Raw genomic sequence first — 26,398 nt, forward strand, 5'->3', positions numbered from 1 at the left:
CTTTTGATTGTAGCGACGTTGCACTGCAACGTCGCTACAATAGATGGCAAAAAAAACCTTTTCATACTGACCACGGAAAATAAATTAATTCCAACCCCCGCCCAGGGCGCGGTAAATATTCACAACGGCATTCATCTGTTGCATCTTGGTTTCGACCAAGTCAAACCGCGATTCTATGGCGTCGCGTTGTGTCAGCAATACCTCCATGTAATCGGCGCGGGCCGAGCTAAACAGGTTGTTTGAAATCGTGATGGACTGCGTAAGTGCCTGAACCTCTTTTGATTTTGTGTCGTACGTTTTTTCCAAATTACCTATTTTGGCCATTTGGTTGGCCACTTCAATGTAGGCGTTTAACAACGTACGTTCATAGTTGTACACGGCCTGAATCTGCTTGGCATTGGCGTTGAAATACGAGGCTTTGATGGCGTTTTTATTGACCAACGGTGCCGCCAAATCCCCCGCCAAAGAAAGAAGGAGCGATTGGGGTGTTTTTAACAAATAAAGCGGATTAAAAGCCTGATAGCCCAGTCCTGCCGAAATGCCCAACGAAGGATAAAAACGGGCTTTGGCCACTTGCACATCGAGTTTGTTGGCGGCCAATTCCTGCTCTGCCTGACGAATGTCGGGGCGATTGGCCAACAACTGCGAAGGCAAGCCCGTATGAATGGTCGTGGGGACTAAATTGCTAAAATCTTGTGAACTACGCGCCACGGTTTGGGGATAGCGTCCCACCAAAAAATTGATGCGGTTTTCGGTTTCGATGATTCGTTGCTGGATGTTGTATTGCAAACTTTGGGTGTTTAATACCTGAGCCTCAAACCGCCGTACGGCCAATTCTGTTACCTTGGTGGCTTCTTTTTGAAGGCGCACAATACGAAGGGCATTGTTCTGAATATCAATGTTTTGGTGAATAATCGCCAATTGATTGTCAAGTGCCAACAACTCATAGTACGAAGTAGCAATTTCGGCAATTAAGTTGGTCACCATGAAATTTCTACCCTCACCACTAGCCAAGTACCGATGCACGGCGGCATCTTTGGCATTGCGGAGTTTATGCCAAATGTCGATTTCCCACGTAGCAAAAAGACCTCCCAGAAAATTGGGTAACGGTTCGGGGGTTTCTCGGCCAGGTTTGATGTCGGTGGTGGCTTCGCTGGCTCCGATGTTGGTATAGCGCCCCACTTTGTCCACACCCGCACTGCCACGGATGCCCACAAAAGGTTTGTATTCCCCTTGACGGGCCATGATTTCGTTGCGCGACATTTCGATTTCCTGCATCGTAATGTTTAGTTCCTGATTGTTTTGCAAGGCGCTGTCAATCAGTGCGGTGAGGTAAGGGTCGGTAAAGAACTCCTTCCATCGAATCGTGGCGCTGCTGGTCGAGTCCTGCGAGTTATTAAAACTCGCAGGTAAGGTGTTTCGTTCGGTTCTGGTGACCAGCGCTGGGGTTTTGCAGCCCGAAATGGCCAACGTTAACCCCGCAACTCCAAGACCGAGTATGATGATTTTCTTAAACATTAGTGCTCAATTTCTTCGGTTAACGGATTCTCTTTTTCGCCTTTAATCAACTGACGACCTTCGGCTATTTTTCCGAAAATAAAGTACAGCCCAGGAACGATAATCACGCCGAATACAGTCCCGAAAAGCATTCCTCCTAGTGCCGACGAACCAATTGTACGGTTTCCGATGGCCCCTGCACCCGTGGCAAGCACAAGCGGAATCAACCCCGCAATGAAGGCAAAAGACGTCATCAAAATGGGGCGGAAACGTACCTTGGCCCCTTCGATGGCGGCGTTCAAAACGGTGAATCCTTCTTTGTGTTTCTGAACGGCAAACTCCACAATCAAGACCGCGTTTTTCCCCAACAACCCAACCAACATCACCAGTCCTACTTGGGCATAAATGTCGTTGGCAAGTCCCATCACTTTAATGAGTAGGAAAGAACCGAAGACCCCCGCAGGCAGCGAGAAGACCACCGCCAGCGGCAGAATAAAGCTCTCATACTGGGCAGCAAGGACAAAATAGACAAAGGCCAATACGATGAGGAAGATGTAAAGTGCCTCGTTGCCCCGCATTACTTCGTCTTTCGACAACCCACCCCAGTCGATGTCGTAGCCACGTGGAAGGGTTTTCTTGGCCACTTCCTGAATCACCTTGATGGCCTCCCCACTACTGTACCCTTTGGCGGGTGCCCCACGGAAAGCCGCAGTGGTGTACATGTTATAGCGGTTGATTTCGTTGGCGCCCTGCGATTTTTTGATGCGCATAAAGGCCGAGAATGGTACCATTTCGTCGTACTTATTTTTAACGTACAGGTTCATAATGTCGTCAGGGAGTCGGCGGTATTCGGGCGATGCTTGCACAAACACCTTAAAGAAACGCTGAAACTTAATAAAACCGAGTTCGTACGTACTACCAATCAAGATGGAGAGGGTATTCATGGCGTTGCCAATCGAAACTCCCTTTTGCATGGCCAATTTATTGTCGATTTCGAGTTCGTATTGGGGGTAATTGGCACTGTAAAAGGTAAACAAGCCCGTCAGTTCTTTCCGCTTTTTGAGTTCACTCATAAAGTCGGAGCTGACTTTTTCGAGTTGTTTGTAATCACCCGTGTTGGTTTTGTCCAACAATTGCAGCGCAAAACCACCCGCAGCTCCGTAGCCTGGTACGGCTGGTGGGTCAAAAAATTCGATGGTTGCCCCAGGGATTACTTTGGCTCTTTCTTCTAATTCATAAATAATCTCATTGACGGTGTGTTTACGTTCGTTCCAAGGCTTGAGGTTAATCAAACACGTACCCGCGTTTGACCCCCGCCCTTCGGTAAGGACTTCGTAGCCCGCAAGAGCCGAAACCGACTGAATTCCTTCTACTTTTTCGGCAATGGCTTGGAGTTTGCGGGTAATGTCGTTGGTGCGTTCCAAGGTCGAGCCAGGCGGCGTTTGTACGATGGCGTAAATCATGCCTTGGTCTTCGCTCGGAATAAAGCCCGAGGGGAGTTTGGCCGTAATTCCGAAAATTCCAATTCCAAACGCCAACAAGATTCCCCAAGTCACCATGCGGCGGTTGACGATGAGGCGCAGAAGCCCCACGTACCGACCCGTCAGTTTCTCGAAACCTCGGTTGAATGCATCAATGAAGCGGTCGATGATGGTTTTCTTGCGTTTGTGGCCGTGGTGGTTTTTCAAAATCATGGCACAAAGCACAGGCGTAAGGGTAAGCGCTACCAGCCCCGAAATGACGATAGACGTAGCCATCGTAATCGAAAACTGGCGGTAGAAAATCCCCACGGGGCCTGTCATAAAGGCAACAGGGACAAACACGGCGGTCATCAACAACGTAATGGCAATAACGGCACCGCTGATTTCACGAAGTACTTTCTTGACGGCTTTGTAAGGCGTGAGGTGCGGCTCTTCTTCCATTTTGGCATGGACGGCCTCCACGACCACAATGGCGTCATCGACCACAATACCGATGGCAAGTACCAACGCGAAGAGCGTAATCATGTTGATGGTCAGGCCAAAAAGCTGCATAAAGATAAACGCACCAATCAGCGATACGGGCACGGCCAGCGTAGGGATGAGCGTAGAGCGCCAGTCGCCCAAGAAGATAAAGACCACCAAAGCCACCAGAATAAAGGCATCGCGCAGGGTATGAATGACGTTTTCGATGGAGGCATCCAAAAAGTGCGAAACGTCGTAGCTAATTTCGTAATCCATGCCAGGCGGAAACGACGTTTTCTTCATTTCGTCCAGTTTGGCTTTTACGCTTTTAATGACATCGCTGGCGTTACTTCCGTAGGTTTGCTTGAGCATAATCGCTGCCGATGGATAGCCGTTGAGGTTGGAATAAATGTCATAATATTCGCTACCAAGCTCCACTTCAGCAATGTCTTTCAGTTTCAGAATTTCACCGTTAGGATTTGCCTTCACAATCACGTTTTTGTACTGCTCCACGTCGTTGAAACGCCCTTGGTAGGTCAGTACGTATTCCAAGGCTTCGGCGCGTTTTCCGTCGCTTCGGCCAATCCGCCCAGGCGACCCAATCACACTCTGGTCGTTGAGGGCTTCCATCACCTCGTCGGCCGAAATATTATAAGCCCGCATACGGTCGGGTTTGAGCCAAATCCGCATGGCGTACTGGCGACTACCCAAGATACTGGCTTGTCCAATTCCCGTAATCCGCTGAAGTTCGGGCAACATATTTACCCCCGCAAAGTTGAAGAGAAACTTCATGTTGGCCTTGGGGTCTTTGCTGTACAAGTTGACGTACATCAACATGTTGGGAACGATGCGGTTTACGATGACCCCTTCGCGTTGTACCAAAATAGGCAAACGGTTGAGCACCTGTGCAATACGCGTATTGACGTTGACGACCGCTTGGTCGGGGTCAGTGCCGAGGTTAAAGACAATCTGGATGTTGGCTTCCCCCGCACTGGTGGCGTCAGAAGTCATGTATTTCATGCCAGGTACGCCGTTGATGGCCTGTTCCATCGGAATCAGCACCGATTCGGTAAGTACCTTCGCACTAGCCCCTGGGTAAGAGGCCCGTACGATGACCATTGGGGGCGAAATTTCGGGAAACTGCGAGATGGGTAAGCTAGTGATAGCCAATATTCCCATAAAAATGATGACCAGCGAGATGACGATAGCAAGTACTGGCCGATGTATGAATTTACTAAACATATTCGTGCGAGGTTTTGGGGACGGCTGTTACTCGGTATATACTTTAAGATTGGCCAACACTTTTTGCGGTTCTTGGTAGTCGAAGTGAATCTTCTCGTTGTCGTGTACTTTACGGATACCTTCAAGCAAGATGCGTTCGTCGGCGGCTAGGCCATCTTTCACCACGTAGAGGTCGGGCATTTCGGCGGCGATGTTAATTTCGCGCGATCTGACAACATTGTCTTTGCCTACCACATACACATAGCGTTTTTCCAGAATTTCAAAAGTCGCTTTCTGAGGAATGATGATGGCGTTGCGAAGCGGAACTACCATTTGGATGTTGCCTGTTTCGCCGTGACGAAGCAGCCCTTTGGGGTTGGGGAAAGTAGCCCGAAAGGCGATGTTTCCCGTTTCGTTGTTGAAGTCGGCTTCAATTGTTTCGACAATGCCCGAATGACCAAAGAGTTGATTATTAGCCATCAACAAGTTAACTGACATCTTTTTGCCGTCTTGAGCTTTGGCTTTAAAGTCTAAATATTCGGCTTCGGGTACGTTGAAATACACCCACATTTTGCTGTTATCAGAGAGCGTGGTAAGCAAATCGCCCTCGTCCACCAAGCTTCCAGGGCGTACTTGGAAATGGTCCATGATGCCCGAAAAAGGTGCTTTGATTTTGGTAAAACCTAAGTGAACTTGGGCTAAGGCAAGTTCGGCTTTGGCTTTGTCCCACTTGGCATTGACCATCGCCAGTTCGTTGGGCGCTACGATGTTGCTATCGGCAAGGCGTTTGGTATTTCGGTATTCGATGCTGACAAACTTAGCTTCGGCTTCGGCTTTTTGCACCTCGGCTTCGTACAGTTTGGGCATGATTTGGAACATCATTTGGCCTTCTTTGATAAACTGACCTTCGTCCACGTAAATGTTTTGGAGGTAGCCTCGCTGCTGAGCGCGGAGCTCAATGTGACGAAAGGCATGAATCTGGCAGACGTAATCTTTCGTAATGGTAGTGTCTTTTTTGAGGGGGGTAGTTACCAAAAACTTGGTAATTTCTTCCTTCTCTTCTTCTTTTTCTGAGCAGCTTGTACACCACAACAAGGCACAGAAACTTGCGAGCATGAGGGTCTTATTCATACTGATTTCACGTTTTGTGTAGGGAGAATGGGGAATAATGTGAGTGGATTTATTTTTTTGAATGCGAGTTTGTTTTGTAAAGCGGGGGAGCGTTGGGGTGTTGGACCAATTCTCGTAAGAGGCTATCTTTCTCTTGGTTGTGACGAATACATTCCGAAAGTTGCTGCCGACAATACACATTATCGACACTGCTAGCCACGCTGGCTAATTCAAATTCATAGAGGCTACGCTGGCGGGTTTGTTGGTAAAGTAAAAAGCCGTTGAAGCCTAGCGAGAGGGCCAATGTGAGCCCCAAGCCGTAAAGCAAAATCGATGGAAAATAATGGCGTCGCATAGAGTGGATAGCTATGTTGATTGACAAAACAAAGCAACCACTTAGGTATTAAAACGGTGTGAGAAGCAAATTAGAAAACATTAGAAAAATCTAAGTGACTCGAAGTGCTTGTACCAGCCTAAGAAAGCATAAATACCTACTAATAGCCAGTTCTAGTGCTTTTAGGTAGTGCGTTAATAGTTGATAAGTTGGGGGAAAATAGGAATTGTACAATTATTTGCTTTTAAGAAACAAATTTGAAGACATTAGAAAAATGGGGTGATTTTCTAATGTGAGATGAGCGTCGCTCCTAAAAAAGATTAACTTAAACTGGGAAATGAGATGGAAACGGTGGTGCCTTCGTTGATTTTAGAATTCAAATGAAGAAAGCCTTGGTGTAGCTCAATGATTTTCTGCGTCATGGCTAAGCCAATGCCAAACCCAGGCACTCCTTCTACGTTCTTTCCTCGGTAAAGTGGGTCAAAAATGTGGGCAACATCGGCTTCGGCAATGCCCCGTCCGCGGTCTTTGATAACGACCAAAATTTTATCAGAAGTCGTCTGAAGATGTACCGAAACGGCCTCAGTAGAGTACTTGCAGGCATTGTCGAGGAGGTTTAGAAAGGCAGTGGTCAGCAAAGTCGCATTTCCTTTTACCGTCAGCGAGTGGTCGTCGTCGGTTGTAAATTGAAGGGGTAAACTTCGGTGCGGGTATTTGGCATGAATTTGTCCCAATGCGGTCAGCAAACAATCATCTACCTGCACGCTTTGGAGGGTAAGCGCCCCATCGGTGACGCGCGCCAGTCCCAGCAAGCTATTGGTGAGCGAAATGACTTTTTTTAATTCTTCCACGGCTACTTCCATGCTGTCGCGCCAGTCGTTGGGATTTTGATCGTACCGGAGCGATGTTTCGAGCGTGCCGAGGGTGTTGGTAAGCGGAGTACGAAGCTCGTGAGAGGCGTGGGCCACAAAACTCCGTTGGGAGACAAAGGCATCTTCGAGCCGAAAGAGCATTTGGTTGAAGGTCATCGCAAGCTGCGCAATTTCGTCGCGGCGGTTGCCCTCTTGTACCCGTTTGTGCAAATCTTTAGCGGTAATCTGTTCTACTTCTTCAACAATCTGAGAAATGGGTTTCAAGACCCTTCCCGAAAAATACCATCCTGCCAATACAATCAATGAAAATCCTAATAGGTTGGCCAACAGGAGGATTTGTTGTAACGTGCCAAGTTTGGCAAACCCAATGCGGTCGTAGCCCGAGGCAAAAATGAAAAAGCGCTGCCCTTGGTCATTGTAAGGAATTAAAATGGACTCAAGGTGCCCCGTACGAAATTCAAAAATGGCATCGGAAGAGGGGAGGTGCGGGATTTTTTCCTTGTAATAATCCGATTCTTTGAGGGTTCGGTTGGTAAAAACTAGCTTATGTTGTTGGTCAAAAATACTGATTTGCTCCTCGACAATGGTGAGCAAATCGGTACGAACCATGTTTTTAAAAAAATCATCGTGGAGGTGCCGCCTCGAAATCAACACCCTTCCCGCTACCCGCGCTTTTCCCTCCAATCGACTGTAAAATTCTTCTTGACGGTACAGCGAGTAAAAGTACCAAACCAACAACGACAACGTCACCTGAATGGCCGTGGCAAGCAGGGTAAAAATGATGGTAAGTCGATTCCGAATGAGCATAGTATAGAAAACGATTATCCTTCGCGCAGCACATAGCCCATCCCAACGATGGTATGGAGCAGTTTGGTAGAAAAACCTTTATCAATTTTTTTTCGCAAATAACTGACATAGACGTCGATGACGTTGGTGCTGCTGTCAAAATCCAAACTCCAAACGCGTTCGCTAATGTCCACTCGCGAAATAATTTTCCCTTTGTTGAGCATCAAATATTCCATCAAAGAGTATTCGCGGGTCGTCAGGTCGATGCGTTGCCCAGCGCGAGTGACCGTCTTGGTATCAAGGTTCAATTCCAAATCGGCCAACCGTAACACTTGTTTTGGCTTAGTGCCGCTTCGCCGCGTGAGTGCCCGAAGGCGCAGCAGCAGTTCCTGAAACTCAAAAGGTTTGGCGAGGTAGTCGTCCGCGCCCGCGTTGAAGCCATCGGCTTTGTCGGCGAGGCTATCGAGGGCCGTTAGCATTAGTACGGGAACACTTTCATTGTCAGCCCGAATAAGCTGACATAGCTCAAAGCCATTGATATGGGGAAGGTTGACGTCCAATAAAATGATGTCGTAACTATTTTTGCGAAACAGCGACAGACCCATGCGCCCGTCGTAGGCAACTTCTACTTCATAGCCTTCGGCCGAAATGCCTTTACGAATAAAAGAAGCGAGTCTATCCTCGTCTTCCACTAATAAGATTTTCATACAAACGATGTGGGTTGTTGATGTGTCAAAGTGTTCGTTTCCACCCCTTTAAGAGTAATGCTGTTGCTGCAAATATAGACACCGACTCGATTGGGTAGTCATGTAGGTAACCCTTGTAAAGCGATTTTAATCCTTTTTTCATACTCGCTTGCGATAATTTAGTCGCACTATTTGGCATAAAAAAGGCGATAAAAGAAGGGCTCGTCTAAAAAACTGACGTGGGATAAGTAAAAAGCAGAACTTGGTCGTTTTATTTAGTTTTAAGTATCTCTCTCACAAAAGTTTGATTAACCCATGCGTTTTAAAAAACAGTCAAAATTGCAACTTTCGGCGGCAATCGGGACGGCTTGTTTGGTGGTGTCGTGTATGAAAACACCACGGACTAGCCAGCCCGTTGTCATCAAAGAAGACCCTACCAAGGCCATTGCTAGGGCCAAGGAAATCCGTGAAAAAACGCCCGTAAAGCTTGCCGAAGGGCTACAAATGACCCTTTGGGCGTCGGACTCACTTGCTCCCGACCCCGTGGCCATGGCCATCGACGACCAAGGACGGGTCTATATCAACCGTACCCATCGCCAAAAAAACTCAGAATTTGACATTCGCGGGCACCGCGATTGGATGACGGAGTCGATTGGCCTTCAAACGGTAGAAGATCGTCGGGCGTTTTTGCGCAAAACATTTGCTCCTGAGCGTAGCAAAGCCAACGAGTGGTTGCGCGACCTTAATGAAGATGGGGTGCATGATTGGAAAGACTTGGCCGTCGAAAAAGATGAAATTTGGCGGTTAGAAGATACCAACAACGACGGTATCGCCGACGTTTCGCTGCGTGTGCTAGAAGACTTTTTCGACGAAGTAACCGACGTAGCGGGGGGAATGCTCGTACGGGCGGGCGAAATTTTTGTGGCAATTGCTCCTGACCTTTGGCGTTTGAAAGACACCAACGGCGATGGTATCATGGATAAAAAGACATCCATCAGCCACGGTTACGGCGTGCACATTGGGTTTAGTGGTCACGGTATGTCGGGCGTAACCGAAGGCCCCGATGGGCGCATTTATTGGAACATTGGCGACATTGGGGCGAATATCACTGCACCCGATGGCAAAAAATGGGAAAATCCCAACTCAGGAATTATCGCTCGTTCTAATCCAGACGGCTCTGATTTTGAAATTTTTGCTTCGGGACTTCGTAACACCCACGAGTTTGTTTTTGATGAATACGGCAACCTCATTTCGTCCGACAACGACGGTGACCACCCAGGCGAAAGCGAGCGTTTGGTGCACGTTGTGCAGGGGCATGACGCGGGCTGGCGTTCCAACTGGCAATATGGAAAATACACCGACCTGCGCAACAATAAATACAATGTGTGGATGAACGAGAAATTGTTCAAACCACGTTGGGAGGGGCAAGCAGCCTATATTTTGCCTCCCATCATGAACTACCATAATGGCCCAACGGGGATGGAATACAACCCAGGCACGGCGCTAGGGTCGGAGTGGAAAAACAAGTTTTTCTTGGTAGAATTTGTCGGAACACCCTCACGGTCACACATTTGGTCGTTTGGGCTGAAGCCAAAAGGAGCTACGTTTGATCTCGATGGAGAAAAGGACATTGTGAGCGGGATTTTGCCAACGGGCATCAAATTTGGGCCAGATGGTGCGTTGTACGTCGCTGACTGGATCAATGGCTGGGGAACCAAAAATTACGGCCGCGTCTGGAAATTGGACGTTACCAAAGATAAAAATGACCTAGCAGCCGTACGCGAAGAAACCAAGCGGATGATTCAGTTGAGTTACCCTGCACAAACCGAAGAAAAACTGTATTCGCTGCTCTCGTACGGCGATATGCGGGTTCGTCAAAAAGCGCAATTTGAGTTGGTGAATCGCGGCAAAAAAGGGCTTCCGCAGTTGATAAAAGCAGCCGAACAAACGCAGAACCAATTGGCACGTATTCACGGAATTTGGGGAATTGGTCAGTTGACACGCATCGACCAAGCCAACGCTGGGACGTTGATGTCGTTGTTGAATGACAAAGACCCTGAGGTTATGACCCAAGCCGCCAAAATGCTCGGAGATGCACGTATCGCGAGTGCAGGAAGTGCATTGGTACCTTTGTTGAAAAACACCAACCCACGTGTTCGTTTTTACGCTGCTGAAGCATTGGGACGCATCGCTTATGCAGATGCCGTAACGCCGCTGATTGAAATGATTGGGGCCAACAACGACGAAGACCTCTACTTACGTCACGCGGGCGTGTTGGCCTTGTCGCGCATTGGAAAAGTAGAACCAATGGTAGCCTTGGCCAATAACCCAAGCAAAGCATTGCGGACAGCGGCAGTGGTGGTATTGAGACGTTTACGTAATGAAAATGTGGCCGTTTTCTTGAACGATAAAGACGAATACATCGTAGCCGAAGCCGCCCGTGCCATCAACGACGACCTGTCGATTGTGGGAGCCTTGCCTGCCTTGGCTGCTACGTTGAAAGAAACCCGCTTTACGTCGGAGGTGATTGTGCGCCGTGCCATCAACGCGGCATTGCGCGTGGGCGGCGACAAAGAGCTTCAATTGTTGCTTGATTTTGCCCGTCGCACCGACCTCAAAGAAGACATAAAAGCAGAAGCATTGGCCGCACTCGGAACGTGGGCAAATCCGTCGTACACCGACCGTGTTGATGGTCGTTACCGTGGTAAAATTGAGCGTGACCCTGCGGCAGTAAAAGCCAAAGTGTTGCCCTACATCAATGAGTTTTTGAAGGAGAAAAATGCAGAACCTCTGGCGGCAATTGTGGGCTTGATTGCGGACGTAAAAATCACCGAAGCCAACGAACAACTGGTGTCGATTTTTGACGCCAGCGAAAGTCCTCGGGTAAAAAGTGCTATTTTGACTACCCTCAATCAGTTGGGTTATGCGCAGATTGATGCCATTGTGAAGAAAGGAATGGACGACAAAGAAGAAAGTGTGCGCACGGTAGCATTGGGGCTGTTGAATAATAACAACGTCACCAAAGCAAGTTTACCATTGATTGTCAATTCGATCTTTACCAAAGGCACAACGCGGGAGCAACAAAAAATGCTTGAAGTGTTGGGGAAAATGGACGCTGACAAAACACAGGTAATTTTGGGCGATTTGATAGACCAATTGAAGGATAAAAAACTGTCTCCCAACTTGTCATTGGAACTGAAAGAAGCCGTAGAAGCCTCGGGGGTAGCAGCGTTGAAAGAAAAAATGGCAACGGTGAAGCCAGGCGCTTCGCTTGTAGATGAATATGCGGAGGCACTGTTTGGCGGAAATCGCTTTTCAGGTCGCAACATATTCAACAACAACTCAGCGGCTCAGTGCGTACGTTGTCACGCCGTTGGGGGTACGGGTGGAGCCGTTGGGCCATCATTGACGCACATTGGTGATGAACTTACACGCGAGCAATTGTTGCAAGCACTTGTAGAACCTAGTGCCCGTTTGGCACCTGGGTTTGGCATGGTATCGCTCACGCTGAAAGACGGTCAAGTGGTGAACGGAACATTAGCCAAAGAAACGGCCGAAACACTCACTGTCAATACCTCCGACGCTGAGCCATTGGTCATTCCTGTGGCGCGCATCGGCAAGCGCGAAAACATGCCATCGGGGATGCCGCCGATGGGGAGCATTCTGTCAAAACGTGAAATCCGCGATTTAGTAGAGTTCTTAACGAGTTTGAAAAAATAGAAGTACCACCTTCCCGAAAGTTCTGAAACTTTCGGGAAGGTCTCGATAAAACTTTTCGACAAAGGTCATTGCAGGTCGGGAAAATCCTTTTTAAGTTTAAAGGTTAATATTCCTAATCACGTTAATTCCTTAAATCATGTCGGAAAAGCAACACAAAATCTTACTCACGGAAGACGAGATTCCAAGACATTGGTACAACATTCAGGCAGATATGCCCAACAAGCCGCTGCCGCCATTGCACCCCGCTACTAAGCAGCCCGTAGGGCCAGGCGATTTGGCTCCGTTGTTCCCGATGGAGCTGATTAAGCAAGAAGTATCCCAAGAAAGATACATCGAAATCCCCGAAGAAGTACGCGAAATCTACAAGCTGTGGCGTCCAACGCCCATGTTCCGTGCGCATCGCTTGGAAAAAATGCTGGACACGCCCGCAAAAATCTACTACAAATACGAAGGCGTAAGTCCATCGGGTAGCCACAAAACCAACACCGCCGTGGCGCAGGCGTACTACAATAAGATGGAAGGCGTAAAACGCATCACGACCGAAACAGGCGCAGGGCAGTGGGGAACGGCCTTGGCCATTGCGTGTCAGATGTTTGGTATCGAGTGCGAAGTGTTTCAGGTGCGTATCAGCTATAACCAAAAACCGTATCGTAAAGCCCTTATCGAATCGTTTGGTGCCAAAATTTTCCCTTCTCCTTCGGAGCTAACGCAGTCGGGACGGAAGATTTTGGAACAATATCCCGATACGCCAGGAAGTTTAGGAATTGCGATTTCGGAAGCGATTGAGTGTGCCGTTCAGGACGAAAATTGCAAGTACGCCCTCGGAAGTGTGTTGAACCACGTGTTGATGCACCAAACCATCATTGGCCAAGAGTGTTTGGTACAGATGGAAAAAGCGGGCGATTATCCCGACGTCGTCATTGCGCCGCTGGGTGGTGGCTCCAACTTTGCAGGGATTTCGTTCCCATTTTTACATAAAAATATCACCGAAGGTAAAAACGTGCGCGCCATCGCCGTAGAACCTGCTTCGTGTCCTAAGCTTACCAAGGGTGAATTCCGCTACGACTTTGGCGATTCGGCTGGGTTTACGCCGTTGTTGCCGATGTACACCTTGGGCCACAACTTCCGCCCTGCGGCCATTCACGCGGGCGGTTTGCGTTACCACGGGGCGTCGGTATTGTGTTCGCAGTTGTTGAAAGACGGCCTCATCGAAGCCAATGCCATTCAGCAGTTGGAGTGTTTTGAGGCAGGGGTGGCTTTTGCCAAAGCCGAAGGAATTATCCCCGCGCCCGAAGCCACGCACGGCATCGCGCAGGTATTTAGAGAAGCGCAGCGTTGCAAAGAAGAAGGCAAATCAGAGACGATTTTGTTCAATCTTTGCGGCCACGGTTTCTTGGATATGCAGGCTTACATGGACTATTTCGACGGTAAACTCTCCGACCATTTCTTGACCGACGACGAATTGAAATCGGGCTTGAAAGAACTAGAGGGTTATCCAATGGCCTAATAAAAATAGGTAGTTATAAAAAGCGAGAGTTTGTCCCCAAAGGATAGTCTCTCGCTTTTTATTGGTTTGTTTTTCTGCAAGTTACGTTACAAAAGCACCCAGCTTTCGATGGCGCGAACGTCCCGTTCGTGGCCCTTATTTGCAGGCTTCTAGCCTTTCTATTGCCAAGCTGGGTTCGAAGTCTTGCAAATAGACAGTATAAGCGTGATGCTCTCCCTATCGAGGGCTACTCAGAACTGTGTGTTTCAAAATGTTAGAGCGGCGTCCATTCGCTCGTTGGTAGTAGTTTTAGTAGGATAGTTCTAATAGAAAAATCACGTAAAAAATGAAAAAAAGCATGGCATTACGATCCTTCATTATCCTGATTCTGTTCGTTTGTGATTCAGCATTTGGGCAGATTAAAACAGAAAGTTTTGAGTTTATTCATAACGGTAAAAAACTTAGTGGACTTCTGGATTTACCAATTGGACAAAAGCCCACTTCAGTAATTTTAATTGTTCAAGGTTACGGAAAAAGTAATATTGTAGAAGGAAATTGGTATTACGATTTACGCTCAAACTTTGTAAAACTTGGACTTGCTTGTGTTATTTGGGATAAACCTGGTTGTGGAAAAAGTGAAGGTGAATTTGACGTAAATCAAACAGTACAAAGTAGTGCCGATGAGGTGCTTTCTGCAATTAAAGAAATAGAAAGTAAAAATATTGCAGGGGCTACCAATATTGGACTTTGGGGGATTTGCCGTGCAGGATGGATTTGCCCTTTGGTAATTCAAGAATATCCAAAAATTGCCTATTGGATTTCGGTGAGTGGAACAGATGATAAAGAAAATTTTGGCTACTTGCTTGAAACAAATCTTAGAATTGACGGCAGAAGTGAAACTGAAATACAACTATTGGTTTCAGAATGGCAAAGAGGTAATGATATATTTAGAAAAGGTGGGGCATTTGCTGAATATCAAAAAGCGACTCAAAATCTAACGAAGGATTCTTTTTGGATTTTTTTAAACAATTCTTCAGAAACCGAAGAGTCCTATTTGTCTAAGCAGAAACAATTTATAAGTGAACATCATAAATTTGACAGAAAAACAGGGCTAATGATATACGTTCCCAATTTTCGGAAAACGCTTATGAAAATTCAATGCCCTGTACTAGCAATTTTTGGAGAAAAAGATGCTAATATTAATTGGAGACAAACGATTGCCCTCTATAAAGAAACAATAGGGAAAAAAACGAAAGCTAAGCTAACAATAAAGACTTATCCTGATTGTAACCATAACCTTAAAAGTTGTAAAACAGGTGGAATGAAAGAAACTATTGAAAACAGTAATAAATATCAACCACCATGTGATGGATATTTTGATACAATGTCGGAGTGGTTAAAAAAAATAGTGCTTTAAAAATAAAAAACTAACATCAATAACAAGGCCTTCATAGTCGCTAAATGCCAAGCCATAAAATGCCCGTAAGCCTTTGGAAGGGGAGAAGCACTACGTTTTATTGGTACTTATACAACGTGAGCGGCTGTCCTTTTCGGGCAGCCGCTCATTTTGTAAAATCAGGTTCGAAGCAAGTTATGAAATTGAAGCTCCTGACCACACTTCTTTGTGGGGCTGGAGCAGCGATAGGCTGCCGTCGCGGTCTTCGGCCATGAGAATCATCCCGTTAGATTCTTGCCCCATGATTTTGCGAGGGGCGAGGTTGGCGATGAACGTCACTTGGCGACCAATCATTTCTTCGGGTGAAAAATGTTTGGCAATTCCGCTCAGAATCGTGCGTTTTTCAAAACCATCGTCCACCAAAAACTTCAATAACTTATCACTTTTAGGAACGCGTTCGGCTTCCAAAATGGTACCGATGCGAAGGTCTAATTTGGCAAAATCGTCGAACTGAACCGTTGGTTTAAGTTCAGGGACGGATTTGGTCGCTAATTCGTTCATTTTCTTTGCGTCGTGCAGTTTTTGTACTTGTTTTTCGATGACCGAGTCTTCGATTTTTTCAAATAATAAGAAAGCCTCGCCAACGGCTTGGCCTTCTGCCAACAGGTCTCTTCTACCCGCTTCTGCCCACTGTTGGTGGCTGAGCGACAGTTGATTGCGTAGCTTTTCGGCGGTAAACGGCAAGAAAGGCTCGCTCACGATGGCCAAGTTGGCGGCAATCTGAAGTGCAATGTGCATGATGGTATTTACGCGCTCGGCGTCGGTTTTAATGACTTGCCAAGGTTGGGTTTCGGCCAAATACTTGTTGCCCAAACGTGCCAAATCCATCAACAATGCCAAGCCTTCGCGGAAACGATAGTTTTCGAGGGAATCCCCAATTTTGACGGGGAGCTCGGCCAACGATGCGAGCGTTTCACGGTCAAAATCCGTTAACTCACCCAAGGCAGGAACGCTACCGTTGCAGTATTTGTGCGTTAAGACAACGGCACGGTTGACAAAATTGCCGTAAATTGCTACCAACTCGCTGTTGTTGCGGGTTTGGAAGTCTTTCCACGTAAACTCGCTGTCTTTGGTTTCGGGCGCATTAGCGGTCAATACGTAACGCAGAACGTCTTGTTTATCAGGAAGTTCTTCTAAATATTCGTGTAACCAAACGGCCCAGTTGCGAGAAGTTGAAATTTTATCGCCTTCCAAATTCATAAATTCGTTGGCAGGAACATTGTCGGGCAACAAATACTCGCCTCCCATCGCCATGAGTGTAGCGGGGAAAATGATGCAGTGAAACACGATGTTGTCTTTGCCAATAAAGTGAATCAGCTTCGTCTCTTCGTTGTCCGACTTTTTCCACCACGACTCCCAGCCTGCGTCGGTGCCGTTCTGCTGAATCAACCAATCTTTGGTGGCCGAAATGTACCCAATGGGCGCTTCAAACCACACGTAAAGCACTTTTCCGTCGGTATCGGCAAGGGGTACTTTGATGCCCCAATCTAGGTCGCGGGTCATGGCACGGGGCCGAAGACCTTCTTTCAACCACGACTGACACTGACCAAATACGTTGGTTTTCCATTCGGTATGGCTTCCTACGTATTTTTCTACGTCGGGTTGCATTTTGTCCAAAGGTAAGTACCAGTTTTTGGTCGATTTTAAGACAGGTTTTGAGCCCGAAAGTGTCGAATGTGGTTCTTTCAATTCCATCGGACTGAGGGCGGTTCCGCAGCGTTCGCATTGGTCACCGTAGGCGTTGGGATTGGCACAAACGGGACACGTTCCAACGATGTAGCGGTCGGCCAAAAACTGCTGCGCTACTTCGTCGTAATACTGCTCGCTGGTTTCTTCTACAAAGCCGTCTTTGTCGTAAATGGTCTTAAAAAACTCTTGCGATGTGCTGTGGTGAACAGGCAGGCTCGTGCGAGAGTAAACATCGAACGAAATCCCAAAATCAGCAAACGATTGTTTGATTTGCGTATAGTACTTATCGACCACTTCTTGGGGCGTAATTCCCTCTTTTTTTGCACGGATGGTGATGGGGACACCGTGTTCGTCGGTACCGCTTACAAAAGCTACATTGGCACCTTTGGCACGTAAGTACCGCACGTAAATATCGGCAGGGACATAACAACCTGCTAAGTGACCAATATGGATAGGGCCGTTGGCGTAAATGAGGGCCGCCGTAACGGTGTATTTCTTACTCATGGGATAATAAATCAAATTTGAGGCTGCAAAAATAGTAAAATAGCGTGGGAATGGAGAATTGTTTAACTTTGATGCAGTGCCAATTTTGAGTTAACCATGAAAAAATTTAGACAACAGTTGTACTGGGCAGTAAGCATATTGGCGTTGGGACTCTCGCTGGAGGGCTGCACGCCCAAAGAAACGCCCGTTTCCGTACCTCAAGCAGCGTCGTTTGATTTGCTTCAAGACCGTATTTTGACGCCCACTTGTGCCACTGCGGGCTGTCATGCGTCGGAGCAGGAAAGCACGTTTGCGCAGCACGGTTTGGTGTTGGCCAAGGGAAAAACGTATGATTTTTTGGTCAACAAAGACCCTAAAAACGCCAATGCGCGCATTGATAAACTAAAGTTAGTGACGCCTTATTTTTCGCTGCAAAGTCTTTTTTATCATAAACTGGTTTGGGGAGACAGTGGTCACCACAGCGGATTAAGTTACGGAAATCCCATGCCGCTAAACGGTAAAGCGCTTTATAAAGGACAAATTGAGTTTGTGCGGCGGTGGATCGAAGCAGGTGCTCCTCGCACGGGCAGCGTAGTGGATACCACACTCTTGAATGACAAAACACCAAGTTTTTAAGGTACGTGCGTGGCGTGCGTCGGGGTACTCATACCCCGACGACCTATTTGCGTAGGCTACTCAGCGGGGTATGAGTACCCCGCAGCACAGTACAATACCCCGACAACCTATTTGCGTAGGTTACTCAGCGAGGTATGAGTACCCCGCAGCACACCTAGTACCCCGCTGCACTTAAAACCAGTACTTTATTTTGTCGCGGGTACGTTTGAAACGAAGCGCGGTACTTTCGGCGGGCTCGCTCAGAATACCTTTGTAATAAGCGTTTTGGGTTGAGCGCTGAAATTGAAGGTAATAATCAAAAAACGTGCGGGCTGAAATTCGCCACTTTTGGTAAAACTGCTTGCTACCGTCGTTCTTTTTGATGCGCGATACGCTCTTCGACATAAAGTGATAGACAAGACTATCGCCAATGCCCCTAAAGTTACGTACTCCTACAGCCCAAAGTTTTCTGCAAATATCAGGGTCGGAATACATGCCAGGACTAAACTCGACGCTGAAGCCGCCAATCAAATTCCACATCCGTCGGTGCATGATGCTTGGGGGATAATTGGCGCCCTGCCAGTCGGGAATAATCAAACTCGACCATTCTTTCAGCAATTGTTCCTCCTTAAAATTCTCGACGCTATCGCCATAGTTGTGAGGTGATGATACGTTGCCGCTGTTGGCTGCTACCCGTTCAATCATGGTCGATGAAAAGTAAAAATCGTCGCTTCCATAATCCGTCACTGCCCGAAAAAGTCGCTTGTCCCATTCGGGGCACACGTACATATCGTCGTTGATATAAACGATGTAGTCGGCTTTGGAAAGCGTAAAAGCGGCATTGCAAGCAACGCAAATTCCGACATTTTCGGCCGTTTGGGTGAAGTCAAGCTGTTGTTGTTTGGCCCAGGCCACAGTGCCGTCGGAGCCGTCGTTGATGTGGAGAATAATCTGGTGGTTGTAAGTGGAGTTTTTGCGGATGCTCTCAACGCAAAGTTTGACCAGCGAAAGATTATTCCAAGTAGGAATGAGGATGGAGAAAAGTGGTTTTTCTCCATCCGAGTGTTGTTCATAATGGATGTGCATACGTCGTAAGAATGGTGTAATGATTTATTCTAATTTTCTTATTTCTACATAAAAATTAGGGTCTATCATCACAGCGCTTGCCTTAGATGCTTTGAGTGTTTTCCAATCAGAAGTTGGCTGTAGTGTCTTCCAATTATCGCCAATTTTCAATTTTACTGGCATCTCAAAACCTGCTACGCAATTGCTCCAGCGATACGAAAGCTGTTTACCTTCGAGTTTGTACTCTAACGTTGGAATGCGAACATCGCGGAGGTACTGGTCAAACACTTTTGACAGGTTTACGCCCGCTTGTGCGCTCATATACTCTTCAATTTGTGGTGACGTAACGGTCTGGTGGTAAAACGTCTTATTCAATCCGCGCAAGATGCCGCGCCACTTCTCGTCGTCGTTCACAATTTGTCGAATGGTATGGAGCATGTTTCCGCCTTTGTAGTACATATCGCCCGAGCCACTGTGATTAACACCATATACGCCAATAATCGGTTTGTCGTTGCGAATTAATTTTCGACAACCAATCACATATTCTGCTCCTGCTTGCTTACCGTGGTGATACTCAGTGTATAAGTTTTCTGAATAATTTGTAAAACTTTCATGAATCCACATGTCGGCCACGTCTTTGTAGGTAATATTATTTGCAAACCACTCGTGCCCCGACTCGTGGATAATGATAAAATCCCATTTTAATCCCCAACCCGTAGCCGAAAGGTCGCGGCCAAGGTAGCCGTTTTGGTAGCCGTTGCCGTACGTCACGGAGCTTTGGTGTTCCATGCCTAAATAGGGAACTTCGACGAGTTTAAACCCATCTTCATAAAACGGATACGGCCCAAACCAGTGTTCAAACGCTTTGAGCATTGGTTTGACTTGTTGAAACTGTACTTTGGCTTTTTCTACGTTTTCGGGTAGTGCATAAAACGACAGGTCGAGCTTGCCTTTTTCGCCTTCAAAGGTGTCGGTCCAACTGACGTAGTTGCCGATATTTACGTTTACGCCGTAGTTGTTGATGGGATTTTGGACATACCAATGAAAAGTGCGCCACCCGTCGGCATTGTTGGAAACACTACTTAAACGCCCGTTGGAAACATCGGTCAGACCTGGCGGTACCGTAATGCTGATTTTCATGCTGTCGGGCTCATCGTACATGTGGTCTTTGCAAGGCCACCACACACTCGCACCCAAGCCTTGGCATGAGGTCGCGACAAAAGGCTGTCCGTTTTGGTCGCGTTTCCAAGAAAAACCACCATCCCACGGCGCACGTTTTGCAATGCGTGGCCGTCCGCCATAATACACCGTGATTTCTTCTTGGGCATTGGTTTTTTGGGGTTTGGCCAACGTGACAAAAAAAGCGTCTCCGTCGCGCTTGTAGGTGAGCTCCTGACCATCTTGGGTAATTTTAGAAATCGTTAGGGGGCGTTGCAGGTCGATTTGAAGCACTTGTGACGGCTGAATTACTTTGTAGCGAACAGTTACACTGCCTCCAATCGTACTATCGGCAGGGTTGATGCGGGTATTGAGGTGATAAAACTGCAAATCCCACCAAGCACGTTCTTTGGTAATGCTGCCCCGCAGTGTATCGTCGTGCGTGAAGGTGTATTTTTGGGCGTAAAGGGTGAGGGAAAAAATAGAAAATAGCAGAGCTAGACGAAAAATTTTCATGGTAGAAGAGTGCTTGTAGTTTGCTTAGGAATCCAGTTTGGGATGAAAAATGCTTTTGATAAAGCAATAATACCAGTTTGTAGGGCAAAAAAAAATCCGAGCGGGAAGCCCACTCGGATTTTTAACCTTTACTCAACGTTATGAAAAACTCTATAGCTTAGACTATAGGTCGAATACAAGGTCACAATTTTTTTTTATTTTTTTTCAAAGTTTTTAAAAAAATAGCACCCAAGTCGAAAAATCTTCTGAAAAACGGGTGAATTTGTGGGCTGCATGGGCAGGTACAAACAAAAAATCGCCCGTTTCTACTTCGGTCACATTTCCTTCTAACTCAAACGTTGCGCTCCCTGATGCAATGATGTAAGCTTCGTCGCGGTCGTGGGGAGTTTGTTTGTCAACAAGGTGTGGTTGGTAAAGTTCCACTTCTAAGTTGCTACGCCGAAACAACGAGATAAATTCCTCGGAGTGTTGACTGAGTTTTTGAGAAGCTTCTGCCAAGCTAATTTTGTTTGCGAACATGATGGTAGTAAGTGAACCTTAAATCAATGGGAAATAACGCTCTTCCAACACCCGTAAGTGGTGAATGGGGTGGCCAATCAACACAAATCCTAAAGCTAAGGGAGAAATTTGCTGGTTAAAACTAACGCCCGAACGGTGAAACATCTCGTCGCTGAAACTTTTAAAAAGTGCGATGGTTGACTGACGAACTACGGCAAATTCATCCAGCAAATCGTCTAACGTGCGTTGGTTAGCGGTGGTGTTGGCCCCAAACAATTCTTCGTCGTATCCTGGAAGGCTTGTTTTATCGTTTCGGGCAAAACGCATCGCTCGATAAGACATAATGCGCTCGTTATCAATCAAATGTTGGATGATGTCCTTGGCAGTCCATTTGCCAGGTGCATAGACTTGGTCGCCAAGTGCTTCCAGTTTTTCTTTGATTTCGGGCGCGTGATAAAGGCCAGCCGTTGCCTCCAGACCGTCGATGATGTCAATGTCGTCAACAAGTAGGATGTAACGATCAAAAAACTGGGGCATGTGTTGGATGTCGGAACGTTTCATGAAGGTAGGTGAGTTAAATGTTCGGGTAAAGATACATTTTTACTGAATTCATCCCCCACGGGAGTTTCACGAACGGTACGAAGGGGAATCAGCCCCGACCAAATCGGCAGTTCTTGGTCTTCTTCGTCGTCTTTGGGCATCCCTGTACGCAATTTGGCCGAGGCTTCTACGATGGGAAACGACAAAACGGTTGTTTTACGAACCTCGCTCTCCGTCATGGGGCGTAGGTACTCCCAACTATTGGGGACAATTTTCTCCGTAATCCAACGGAGTGCCTCCCATTTAAGGGTAGTATCTTCTACTTTTTCGGCGTTGGAAAAAACCACGACCGAACGATAATTGACCGAATGATGAAAGGCCGATTTGGCCACCACCAAAGCATCCGTCAACATGACCGAAATACAAACAGGAATGCCTTTTTCTAGTTCTCGAATAAAATGACTCCCCACCGACCCGTGAAGATAAATACGGTCTTCGTAGCGGGCAAATGCAGTGGGTAGGGCAAAAGGCTGCCCGTCGATGGTAAAACTTACGGTACAAAACATCGATTCATCCAAAATCGAATAAACGGTTTCTTCGTCGTACTGAGCGCGTTTGGCCAAACGACTTGGAGTTGTGCGGGGAGTTGGCTGCATGGGTTGGTTTTTTTTTGACAAAAGTATATCTTTACTGGATTGCTATACGTGTCCACTTTTAATAAAGTAAGTAGTCCACTTTTTAACCTAAACAAACGATGAAAACCAAAAACCTATGGGTGTTTTTAGCGGGGATCAGTACGGCCTTTGCGCAAGTTCCCAACAAAGCCCACGAAAGTGTTATCAAGGAAATTAACCAAAAAGAAAAGCAGTATGGCGTGCTCTCTAAGCAAATCTGGACGTTTGCCGAAGTAGGGTATCAAGAAGTCAAAAGCTCGGCCATTTTACAAGACCAGCTTCGCAAGGAAGGTTTTAAGGTACAGTCGGCCGTGGCAGATATGCCTACGGCTTTTGTGGCGAGTTTTGGCGAAGGCAAACCTGTGATTGGCATTTTGGGTGAATTTGATGCCTTGCCAGGCTTGTCACAAGATTCAATTCCCATCAAAAAATCAATCGGAGGTATTGCAGGGCATGCTTGCGGGCACCACCTGTTTGGGGTAGGTTCGTTGGCGTCGGTGGTTGCCATTAAAAACTGGTTGGTGCAATCAGGACACAAAGGAACGATTCGGTTTTACGGTACACCCGCTGAAGAAGGTGGTTCGGGAAAAGTGTACATGGTACGTGATGGGTTATTTAAGGACGTGGACGTGGTACTGCACTGGCACCCAGGCGATAGCAACAGCGCAAGTTCGTCGTCGTCGTTGGCGAACAAATCGGCTAAATTCCGTTTCAAAGGCATTTCTTCGCACGCTGCGGCTGCCCCTGACCGTGGTCGTTCGGCCTTGGATGGGGTAGAGGTGATGAATTATGCCGTCAATATGATGCGCGAACACATTCCGTCCGCTACCCGAATCCATTACGTGATTACCAACGGCGGGAAAGCGCCAAACGTTGTTCCTGATTTTGCCGAAGTGTATTATTACGTTCGCCACCCAAGTCGTCAATACGTGGCCTCGATTTGGGAACGCGTACAAAAAGCGGCCCAAGGGGCGGCGTTGGCCACGGGCACGACGGTGGAAGAAGAAATCATTGGAGGCGTACACGAAATTTTGCCCAACGATGTTTTGTCGCAATTGATGCACGAAAATTTGAAAGGCATTGGAGGAATGAAATATACGGCCGAGGAATTGAAATATGCCGAAGAAATCAGCAAAACGCAAGGAATGGGGATTCGGGAGCTAAGTTCAGTTGAAACGATTGAACCATTGGCCAACGAGGGACTAAGCAGTGCCTCAACGGACGTAGGTGATGTGAGCTGGGCGGTGCCAACTGTTGGTTTGCGCACGGCTACGTGGGTGCCAGGTACGCCTGCCCACAGTTGGCAAGCAGTAGCGGCGGGGGGCACGAGCATTGGACGAAAAGGAATGGTGATTGCGGCCAAAGCGTTGGCAACGACGGCCATTGATTTATTCCAAAACGAAAAAATAATCTCGGAAGCCAAAGCCGAATTTGAAAAACGCCGTGGGACTGATTTTACCTATAAAGCCTTGGTCGGCGACCGCAAACCAGCCCTTAATTATAGAGATTAAGAGAATGATGAATTTTTGAATGACGAATACTTCGAGTGACGAATGACGAAAAAAAAGTTCGTCATTCGAGAAATTCGTCATTCAAAAAAATCCTCACTCGTCACTCGTTCTATTTGTCATTCGAAAAATGCTTGTTTCTCAGTTACAATTATCCATCGACAAAAACGCCAAGCAACCTGCGTATTTGCAATTGGCCAATCAGCTGATTCAGTTGATTCGGACGGGCGAGCTGCGGGCAGGACAGAAACTAATTGGTACTCGCTCGTTGGCCGAACTGCTTGATATTCATCGCAAAACGGTCGTGCAAGCCTACGATGAACTGTTGGTGCAAGGCTGGTTAGAAAGCAAAACAGGGAGCGGGACGTACGTGGTTGAAACTTTACCCGAAGTTGAACCCCAAAAACTGAGCAAACAGACGCTCGAAAAAGTGAATCCTGCCAAAAAAGCGGGGTTTACTTTTGCCCAGCCACCGCATTTACGTCGCGATGTGTTGACGTCGGGGTATGCCTTGCATTTGGACGATGGTTTTCCTGATCCACGTTTGGCACCACTCGCCGAACTAAGCCGCGTGTATCGAAGTCAGTTGCTGCTGGGGAATCAGTACGTAAAATTGGGCTATGGAGATACCAAAGGGTCTGGTTGGTTGCGACAAGAACTTTCGACGTATTTGAACGAAACACGTGGACTTAAAATTACGCCCGAAAACATCCTGATTACCCGTGGTACGGTCATGGGCATCCACTTGGCGAGCGCGGGTTTGGTACAGCGCGGCGACGTGGTCGTGACGGGAAAAATGAGTTGGGGAACGGCTACGACCAATTTTGTACAGGCGGGCGCGCACATTGAGCCAATTGAAGTGGATGAATACGGTCTAGTGGTAGAAGAACTGGAAAAACTATGCCAACAAAAAACAGTTCGTTTGGTTTATGTGACCTCGCACCACGATTACCCAACGACCGTCACCCTACGCGCCGACCGCCGATTGAATTTACTGAAATTGGCCGAAAAATACGGTTTTATTGTCTTTGAAGACGATTATGACTACGATTTTCACTACTTGAGCAAACCGCTGCTGCCGCTGGCAAGTGCCGACCGCGCGGGCATGGTGCTGTATTGTGGGTCGTTTACCAAAGCCATTTCGCCCGCCTTTCGGGTGGGGTATTTGGTGGGGCCAGAGGACGTCATTGCGCATTTGGCACGCCTGCGGCGGATCATCGACCGACAGGGAGATTTGATGCTGGAAAATACGGTGGCCGAGCTCCTTCAGAGCGGGGTGATTGAGCGGCACCTTCGTAAATCGCTGAAAGAATACCGCAAACGGCGGGATGTCTTTGCCGAACTACTTCAAAACGAATTGAGCGATTACGTACAGTTTCAACTTCCCGACGGTGGGATGGCGATTTGGACGTTGTTTGATAAAAGTATTGACCTAGAACAATTTGCGGAACGTTGTCTCAAACACGATCTCTTTTTTTCCAACGGAAAACACCTTCACCCAGCCCTCAACGGCACACGCTTAGGGTTTGCGTCGTCGAGAGAGGAAGAATTAGTGAGATGCGTGGAGGTAATGAAGCGAAACCTTTGATGCCCAACATCGCTGGGTGTTAGTCGTTTGGGGTTTAAATCACTGAAATGGCTTCTTTCAACACGGTAAAAACAACGGGGGTGACGCCTACAAACTCTCCGTCCATATCAATAGGTAACGGTTTTTGGGTGTCAATTTGAATGGATTTAGCAGATGAATAACTCACTTGGGGATGTTGTATAGGGCGGCACTTACGGATGGTAGGTAGGTGACGCAAGTAGTCGATGACCGTGATGTTTTTGAGCATTACTACTTCCAGCAGACCATCGTTGAGGAGGGCGCTGGGGGCTATCCCAAGGCCACTACCAAAGTATTTCCCATTGGCCACTACTAAGCTCATCATGGGGGTAGCTATTTCTTCCGCAGGGGTGCGGACTAACAGCCATTGCGGAGTATAACTCAAAAAGGTAGCCAAAATCGCCCGTTGGTACGTAAAAGTAGCGCCAAGCCAACGTTGGTATCGGCTTAGTTTTTCAGCAATGACGCCACCAATGCCAACATCGGCGATATTGATAAAATAACGATGAGTCGGTTGGCCATCTACTGTTAAAAATTCAGCTTTTCCAACATCGACCAATGTGTTATTGGAATCCTGAATAGCTTCTAGTAATGAGTTTAAGGTATGTTTTTTGGCTAAACTTTTAACAAAATCATTACCTGAACCCGTCGCAAGAACGCCCAGTGCGACGGTACGGGAATCAAGTCCGCTTTTGGCACAGCCTTTCATAATTCCATTGATTACTTCATTGAGCGTTCCGTCACCTCCAACGCTGATTATAACCAAGGCACCCGATTGCACAGCTTCTTCTGCCAACATTGCAGCATGACCGCTATAGTTCGTAAGTTGAACGCTTATAGGATAAGCGGCAAAGGTATTTGTAATTTCAGGTATGATACGTTGGCTGGCTTTTTTTGAGCCATTGACAATGAAATAGATAGTGGTGTAGTTCATG

At 47.2% G+C, this 26,398-nt stretch carries 19 protein-coding genes; 6 read left to right on the top strand and 13 right to left on the bottom strand.

All coding sequences use genetic code 11. From position 1 onward, the window contains the following. Positions 1-84 precede the first annotated feature (84 nt). The 6 genes from FHS57_RS02780 to FHS57_RS02805 all read right to left on the bottom strand — a co-directional run bounded on the left by FHS57_RS02780 (position 85) and on the right by FHS57_RS02805 (position 8,470). Positions 85-1,518, bottom strand: a complete 1,434-nt coding sequence (locus tag FHS57_RS02780; protein WP_183971314.1) for a TolC family protein — start codon at positions 1,516-1,518, stop codon at positions 85-87. Then, positions 1,518-4,682: an efflux RND transporter permease subunit gene (locus tag FHS57_RS02785; protein ID WP_183971315.1), complete on the bottom strand. Its 3,165-nt coding sequence runs from the start codon at positions 4,680-4,682 to the stop codon at positions 1,518-1,520. Before FHS57_RS02785 ends, FHS57_RS02780 begins: the two co-directional genes overlap by 1 nt. Positions 4,683-4,709: 27 nt before the next feature. Next, on the bottom strand, positions 4,710-5,792 hold the full coding sequence (locus FHS57_RS02790) for an efflux RND transporter periplasmic adaptor subunit (protein WP_183971316.1): 1,083 nt from the start codon (positions 5,790-5,792) through the stop codon (positions 4,710-4,712). Positions 5,793-5,841: 49 nt separating this feature from the next. Further along, positions 5,842-6,126, bottom strand: a complete 285-nt coding sequence (locus tag FHS57_RS02795; RefSeq protein WP_183971317.1) for a hypothetical protein — start codon at positions 6,124-6,126, stop codon at positions 5,842-5,844. Positions 6,127-6,425: 299 nt separating this feature from the next. Continuing rightward, positions 6,426-7,784, bottom strand: a complete 1,359-nt coding sequence (locus tag FHS57_RS02800; protein ID WP_183971318.1) for an ATP-binding protein — start codon at positions 7,782-7,784, stop codon at positions 6,426-6,428. Positions 7,785-7,798: 14 nt separating this feature from the next. Beyond that, positions 7,799-8,470 (bottom strand): response regulator transcription factor, encoded by a 672-nt coding sequence (locus FHS57_RS02805; RefSeq protein WP_183971319.1) that lies wholly within the window; start codon positions 8,468-8,470, stop codon positions 7,799-7,801. Between the two features lie 294 nt (positions 8,471-8,764). Between FHS57_RS02805 and FHS57_RS02810 the strand changes: the two genes are divergently transcribed. From FHS57_RS02810 to FHS57_RS02820, 3 genes are all read left to right on the top strand, one after another. Continuing rightward, on the top strand, positions 8,765-12,169 hold the full coding sequence (locus FHS57_RS02810; RefSeq protein ID WP_183971320.1) for a DUF7133 domain-containing protein: 3,405 nt from the start codon (positions 8,765-8,767) through the stop codon (positions 12,167-12,169). Positions 12,170-12,305: 136 nt separating this feature from the next. Further along, positions 12,306-13,676 carry a TrpB-like pyridoxal phosphate-dependent enzyme gene (locus FHS57_RS02815; RefSeq protein ID WP_122929166.1) on the top strand — a complete coding sequence of 457 codons (1,371 nt, stop codon included), beginning with the start codon at positions 12,306-12,308 and terminating at the stop codon, positions 13,674-13,676. Positions 13,677-14,001: 325 nt separating this feature from the next. Then, positions 14,002-15,072, top strand: a complete 1,071-nt coding sequence (locus tag FHS57_RS02820; RefSeq protein ID WP_183971321.1) for an alpha/beta hydrolase family protein — start codon at positions 14,002-14,004, stop codon at positions 15,070-15,072. A gap of 174 nt (positions 15,073-15,246) precedes the next feature. Here FHS57_RS02820 and metG read toward each other — a convergent pair whose 3' ends face one another. Beyond that, the gene (gene metG, locus FHS57_RS02825; RefSeq protein WP_183971322.1) at positions 15,247-17,304 is read right to left on the bottom strand and encodes a methionine--tRNA ligase; all 2,058 of its coding nucleotides are present in this window, start codon (positions 17,302-17,304) and stop codon (positions 15,247-15,249) included. Between the two features lie 96 nt (positions 17,305-17,400). Here metG and FHS57_RS02830 point away from each other — a divergent pair, with 96 nt between their 5' ends. Next, positions 17,401-17,919, top strand: a complete 519-nt coding sequence (locus FHS57_RS02830; protein ID WP_183971323.1) for a hypothetical protein — start codon at positions 17,401-17,403, stop codon at positions 17,917-17,919. A gap of 171 nt (positions 17,920-18,090) precedes the next feature. Here FHS57_RS02830 and FHS57_RS02835 read toward each other — a convergent pair whose 3' ends face one another. The 5 genes from FHS57_RS02835 to FHS57_RS02855 form a co-directional block, all read right to left on the bottom strand. After that, positions 18,091-18,984 carry a glycosyltransferase family 2 protein gene (locus FHS57_RS02835; RefSeq protein WP_183971324.1) on the bottom strand — a complete coding sequence of 298 codons (894 nt, stop codon included), beginning with the start codon at positions 18,982-18,984 and terminating at the stop codon, positions 18,091-18,093. Positions 18,985-19,008: 24 nt separating this feature from the next. Beyond that, positions 19,009-20,637 (bottom strand): M1 family metallopeptidase, encoded by a 1,629-nt coding sequence (locus FHS57_RS02840; RefSeq protein ID WP_183971325.1) that lies wholly within the window; start codon positions 20,635-20,637, stop codon positions 19,009-19,011. A 213-nt stretch (positions 20,638-20,850) separates the two neighbouring features. Continuing rightward, complete coding sequence (locus tag FHS57_RS02845; RefSeq protein WP_183971326.1) at positions 20,851-21,156, bottom strand: cupin domain-containing protein; 306 nt, start codon at positions 21,154-21,156, stop codon at positions 20,851-20,853. Positions 21,157-21,174: 18 nt separating this feature from the next. Further along, positions 21,175-21,696, bottom strand: coding sequence for a DinB family protein (locus FHS57_RS02850; protein WP_183971327.1), 522 nt, complete (start codon positions 21,694-21,696; stop codon positions 21,175-21,177). Beyond that, positions 21,693-22,331: a pyridoxamine 5'-phosphate oxidase family protein gene (locus FHS57_RS02855; RefSeq protein WP_183971328.1), complete on the bottom strand. Its 639-nt coding sequence runs from the start codon at positions 22,329-22,331 to the stop codon at positions 21,693-21,695. Before FHS57_RS02855 ends, FHS57_RS02850 begins: the two co-directional genes overlap by 4 nt. Before the next feature lie 98 nt (positions 22,332-22,429). Here FHS57_RS02855 and FHS57_RS02860 point away from each other — a divergent pair, with 98 nt between their 5' ends. Both FHS57_RS02860 and FHS57_RS02865 read left to right on the top strand, forming a co-directional pair. Then, the gene (locus FHS57_RS02860) at positions 22,430-23,860 is read left to right on the top strand and encodes an amidohydrolase (RefSeq protein ID WP_183971329.1); all 1,431 of its coding nucleotides are present in this window, start codon (positions 22,430-22,432) and stop codon (positions 23,858-23,860) included. Between the two features lie 127 nt (positions 23,861-23,987). After that, the gene (locus FHS57_RS02865; RefSeq protein WP_183971330.1) at positions 23,988-25,445 is read left to right on the top strand and encodes an aminotransferase-like domain-containing protein; all 1,458 of its coding nucleotides are present in this window, start codon (positions 23,988-23,990) and stop codon (positions 25,443-25,445) included. Between the two features lie 34 nt (positions 25,446-25,479). Here the strand turns inward: FHS57_RS02865 and FHS57_RS02870 are convergent, their stop codons facing one another. Then, positions 25,480-26,397, bottom strand: coding sequence for a diacylglycerol/lipid kinase family protein (locus FHS57_RS02870; protein ID WP_183971331.1), 918 nt, complete (start codon positions 26,395-26,397; stop codon positions 25,480-25,482). Position 26,398 lies beyond the last annotated feature (1 nt).

It is taken from the genome of Runella defluvii (genome assembly GCF_014195535.1).
GTDB classification, from domain to species: Bacteria; Bacteroidota; Bacteroidia; order Cytophagales; family Spirosomataceae; genus Runella; species Runella defluvii.

Excerpts from the sequence above, each read along its gene's own strand:
- FHS57_RS02785 (WP_183971315.1), bottom strand. The coding sequence starts at position 4,682 with ATGTTTAGTAAATTCATACATCGGCCAGTACTTGCTATCGTCATCTCG.
- FHS57_RS02870 (WP_183971331.1), bottom strand. The coding sequence starts at position 26,397 with ATGAACTACACCACTATCTATTTCATTGTCAATGGCTCAAAAAAAGCC.
- FHS57_RS02865 (WP_183971330.1), top strand. The coding sequence starts at position 23,988 with ATGCTTGTTTCTCAGTTACAATTATCCATCGACAAAAACGCCAAGCAA.
- FHS57_RS02830 (WP_183971323.1), top strand. The coding sequence starts at position 17,401 with ATGAAAAAATTTAGACAACAGTTGTACTGGGCAGTAAGCATATTGGCG.
- FHS57_RS02820 (WP_183971321.1), top strand. The coding sequence starts at position 14,002 with ATGAAAAAAAGCATGGCATTACGATCCTTCATTATCCTGATTCTGTTC.
- FHS57_RS02850 (WP_183971327.1), bottom strand. The coding sequence starts at position 21,696 with ATGAAACGTTCCGACATCCAACACATGCCCCAGTTTTTTGATCGTTAC.
- FHS57_RS02845 (WP_183971326.1), bottom strand. The coding sequence starts at position 21,156 with ATGTTCGCAAACAAAATTAGCTTGGCAGAAGCTTCTCAAAAACTCAGT.
- FHS57_RS02810 (WP_183971320.1), top strand. The coding sequence starts at position 8,765 with ATGCGTTTTAAAAAACAGTCAAAATTGCAACTTTCGGCGGCAATCGGG.
- FHS57_RS02840 (WP_183971325.1), bottom strand. The coding sequence starts at position 20,637 with ATGAAAATTTTTCGTCTAGCTCTGCTATTTTCTATTTTTTCCCTCACC.
- FHS57_RS02855 (WP_183971328.1), bottom strand. The coding sequence starts at position 22,331 with ATGCAGCCAACTCCCCGCACAACTCCAAGTCGTTTGGCCAAACGCGCT.
- FHS57_RS02835 (WP_183971324.1), bottom strand. The coding sequence starts at position 18,984 with ATGCACATCCATTATGAACAACACTCGGATGGAGAAAAACCACTTTTC.
- FHS57_RS02790 (WP_183971316.1), bottom strand. The coding sequence starts at position 5,792 with ATGAATAAGACCCTCATGCTCGCAAGTTTCTGTGCCTTGTTGTGGTGT.
- metG (WP_183971322.1), bottom strand. The coding sequence starts at position 17,304 with ATGAGTAAGAAATACACCGTTACGGCGGCCCTCATTTACGCCAACGGC.
- FHS57_RS02795 (WP_183971317.1), bottom strand. The coding sequence starts at position 6,126 with ATGCGACGCCATTATTTTCCATCGATTTTGCTTTACGGCTTGGGGCTC.
- FHS57_RS02860 (WP_183971329.1), top strand. The coding sequence starts at position 22,430 with ATGAAAACCAAAAACCTATGGGTGTTTTTAGCGGGGATCAGTACGGCC.
- FHS57_RS02815 (WP_122929166.1), top strand. The coding sequence starts at position 12,306 with ATGTCGGAAAAGCAACACAAAATCTTACTCACGGAAGACGAGATTCCA.
- FHS57_RS02780 (WP_183971314.1), bottom strand. The coding sequence starts at position 1,518 with ATGTTTAAGAAAATCATCATACTCGGTCTTGGAGTTGCGGGGTTAACG.
- FHS57_RS02805 (WP_183971319.1), bottom strand. The coding sequence starts at position 8,470 with ATGAAAATCTTATTAGTGGAAGACGAGGATAGACTCGCTTCTTTTATT.
- FHS57_RS02800 (WP_183971318.1), bottom strand. The coding sequence starts at position 7,784 with ATGCTCATTCGGAATCGACTTACCATCATTTTTACCCTGCTTGCCACG.